The organism is Massilia mucilaginosa (assembly GCF_011682145.1).
Lineage (GTDB): Bacteria > Pseudomonadota > Gammaproteobacteria > Burkholderiales > Burkholderiaceae_D > Telluria_A > Telluria_A mucilaginosa.
In genome coordinates this window covers 1-3,334 of record NZ_WHJH01000117.1, presented here as the reverse complement: position 1 = coordinate 3,334, position 3,334 = coordinate 1, and the positions used below count along the sequence as shown (strand labels likewise).

Here is a 3,334-nt window from a genome sequence, read left to right as displayed (position 1 = left end):
CTCCCATCCCGAAGCCGGCAAAGCGCCGCTAAGCACCTCCAACTCATTCAACCTGCCTTCGCCTCGATGTCAGCATCATGCCGTCTGGTGGATTAGCGGGCAAGCCTGAGGTTCATGGATCGCTTACGTTCAAAATAGTTGTTGCGCGCGCTGTACTGCACCGACAGCACAAGGAAGTCGTTGTCGCCCCCGCCCTGCTCGAACCAGTGGTGTTCCGTCAGCTTGAAGGTGTGACCCGAGGCAAAGCCGCGGCAATCCGACGTGCCGGTGAAAATCTTGGCCTGCCATTCCAGCACTTCCAGGCGCTGCTTGGCTTCGGCCTTGCCTTCGCCCTTGTTCTTGTAGAAGAACGCCGGATTGCCGTCGTACACTTCCATCTTCGGCACGTCGCCCTGCTCGGCCACGGTGGGCTGCTCGACCAGCTGGATCGTGTTCGGTTCCTTGAAGTTGAAGGTGTTCAAGGCCATCTTGGTCGACTGCACCATGCGCTCGGCCGTGAACGCCGTCACGGCATCTTCCTTGTGAACCCGGTTACCGCCGTTGAACTTGACTGTCGCGTGCCCTTTCTGCGGCGGGCAAAAGCCCGCGTTGCAGGAATCGTCGCTGATGACCATGATGTGGCTGCCGGCGCTGTGCTCGAAGTAATAGAACAGGCCGTACTTTTCCATCAGGCGGCACGTGAAGTGCTCGTCGGTCTCATCGTACTGGACGATGTAGTTTTCCGGCGGGTAGCTCTTGCTGGTGCGGAACTCGTAGGTCGCCAGGCCGCCGTGGTCGCCCTTGTAGATCTTGTCGAGCACGCCGAGCACGTTCAGGTCCTGGAAGATGCGCGAGTTGACGCGCCGCTTCAGGTAGGTCAGCCACGGCACGATTTCGGCGTGGTAGAAGGCGAAGCCGCCATCCGAATGGCTGAAGCCGAAGGAATTGACGTAACCGTTGATGTAGCTTTCGCTGCCGTCGGCCATCTGCACGCCGACGCTGACGTTCTTGCCCATCAGCGTCTTGAGTTCGATGGAACCGTCTTTCGAGATCAGGCTCAGGTTGAAGATGTACTGGTCCGAAATCGTCGTCGTGCCGCTCATCGACTCGATCAGCAAGCCTTTGATGGGCGAGTAAAGGCGCAGCAGGCGCGTGTCGTCGGCAAATTCGGCGCAGCTACCGCAGACCTTGCAGCATCATCGATTTGCACTGGTTACGGCAATACTGACGAGGCTGAATAAGAATGTTGGCATTGACCCTACCCATTACTGGGCGACATAAATGTGCAGCATGCGCGCCGAGCTGACAGTCGGACGACCTGCGCCTTCCACCTTCGGCTGTATAGACGAAGTTGAGGAGACGGGCAAATCCTAAAAAGTTGCACTCCTTCTAACCGGCAGGATCGAAAAGAGCGCAGTCATCGCGACTCAGGCTTGAAAACCAAGACGGGATTTGAACCCCTGCCGCCACGCACCACTACCGACATGCTTAGTCTGCCATCTACAATAAACGAGGTCCGTCGCTTTCCTCTTCCAATTGATAAATATCAGCTAAGAACGCAAGGCTACCATTACTACCTTCAATCTCGTCAAACCAACCTTCGATCTTGTCTTTGGGGTTAATAGTGAGAATGCTCGAGACCTTGCAATGCGGCATTTTTACTTTCATTTCGATCAGGTAGCATGCCTCTGGGCGATGCTTGCTGGCATAAGGTTGCATCGTGAGGGTAGCGACGATGTCGCCGTAGTCTTCATGCGTATAACTTGCATCGACAGTAAGCGGCAGCACCTCGTCAAAAGACGAGGCCTCGGCCACCCGCCTTCGTATCAGCGCGATGGCTTGGCGTAATTCATTTTCACCAAAGTAGATTTTTTTGGACATATTTTGTTCCAATTTTTAAATATCATAAAACGGATCGGCGACTGTTTTCGCAAAAAATACTTGTCGCCAGCGGGAAGTCGATAAGACGGTCACCGTTGTTTCAAAATCTTAAGCTCCTGATTCGCCTTAATCAAGTTCTCGACTGCTAAATTATCGGGAACTTCGCGTGGCAACGTTACCGGAGATGGAGTCTGCCCACTTTCGACCATCCTGGCGTTGGTATAGTGGTCCTTAAGATAATCACGATAAATTTGCTGTTCGGCTTTTGATAAGTTTTTTGCAGAATCTCGCAAGGGGTCGAGAATCAATGAAGCCTGTGGCAACGTATCAGGGGTAAATCCGCCAGCGTATGGTTTATTCAGGAAGGCATCATACGGAATGTGCTCAGCGTCTGCGACCGCTAGCACCTTAGGCCCCATCAACTGAATTTCTCCACGCACCCCGGACGGATACTTCACATACACCATGCCTGCGGTATAGCCTGAATCATATTCGACCATCTTTGTATCTATCTTTTTCCCGACACTCTCTGCCGCATCCTTCAACTGGGCAAGGTGGCCTGTCGTCAAGTACGGAATGCCATCCTTACCAACCAGGCTATTAACGCGCGGCACTTCCAAATCGCCGTTACGGATTGCGGCATCAAGATTGTCGACGAGCGTGTCCATATTTTTCGGTGTCGGGTTCTTGAGCACTGCACGGGTGCCTACTGCGTCCCACAGGTTATCGATCGCAGCTTCTGCTGTCGATATTTCTGAAGCCCACTTATTGTCGAGCGCGCGTTGAAGCCGGTTGGCTGCCGAGCCAGCCTCCTTTGCCCGTGCACTCACAATTGCATCCGGGCCAGCAATCTCCTGGGTCAATCTAGTGGCTAGCGGTATCTCCTTAGCATAAATGACATGCGCTTCCTTGGTCACCTTCAGAAGCGCAGCCGCTTGGGCATCCGCTAAAGAAGCCGCGTTCGGCACGTCAATAAACGACTTGAGCACCTTACCGCCAGTCACAACGCCGACGATTTCCACTCCGGCCTCAACACCCCCAAAAACAATCGCCGTCGCCCCAAGCCCGATGTGCTCTTCCGAAAAATCCCTCGTCGCAGTGATCTTTTCTTGCACGTAAGCACCGACCGGCTTGAGCGCCTCGCCGATTTGCTTTGCGCCGTCGCTTCTGAAATTATAGTTCAACCCTTCAGCGATCTCTTTTTGCACGCCGACTGCCGCGTCCACGGAGTCAAGCATGTACGGGATCGATGCCAAGCCCGCGCCAATCCTCACCGCAGAATTGTAAAGTCCTCCAACGACAATTTCGCCCGCGCCCAGAACAAGCGTCGCACCATTCTCGACCAGCTCGACCACTTCTTCGAAAATGCCCTCCGGCATGAACGAATTGGTCTGGACAGCGGCACCGCCAATGAACACGTTCGCCGAGCCGTCTGTGATATAGGCCCTGCACACGATCTTGTCGCTGACCCTGG

General features: G+C 54.4%; 3 protein-coding genes. All 3 read right to left on the bottom strand.

Features of this window, described 5'->3' with window-relative positions:
• Positions 1-92: 92 nt before the first annotated feature.
• The gene (locus F2P45_RS33840) at positions 93-1,097 is read right to left on the bottom strand and encodes a type VI secretion system Vgr family protein (protein ID WP_267877392.1); all 1,005 of its coding nucleotides are present in this window, start codon (positions 1,095-1,097) and stop codon (positions 93-95) included.
• Between the two features lie 382 nt (positions 1,098-1,479).
• Positions 1,480-1,860: a hypothetical protein gene (locus F2P45_RS33835; RefSeq protein ID WP_166882594.1), complete on the bottom strand. Its 381-nt coding sequence runs from the start codon at positions 1,858-1,860 to the stop codon at positions 1,480-1,482.
• An 89-nt stretch (positions 1,861-1,949) separates the two neighbouring features.
• On the bottom strand, positions 1,950-3,334 hold a 1,385-nt coding region (locus tag F2P45_RS33830), incomplete at its 5' end, for a PAAR domain-containing protein (RefSeq protein WP_223164899.1).

What these genes read in the sequence shown, in the direction of transcription:
- F2P45_RS33835 (WP_166882594.1), bottom strand. Translation starts at nt 1,860, where the DNA reads ATGTCCAAAAAAATCTACTTTGGTGAAAATGAATTACGCCAAGCCATC.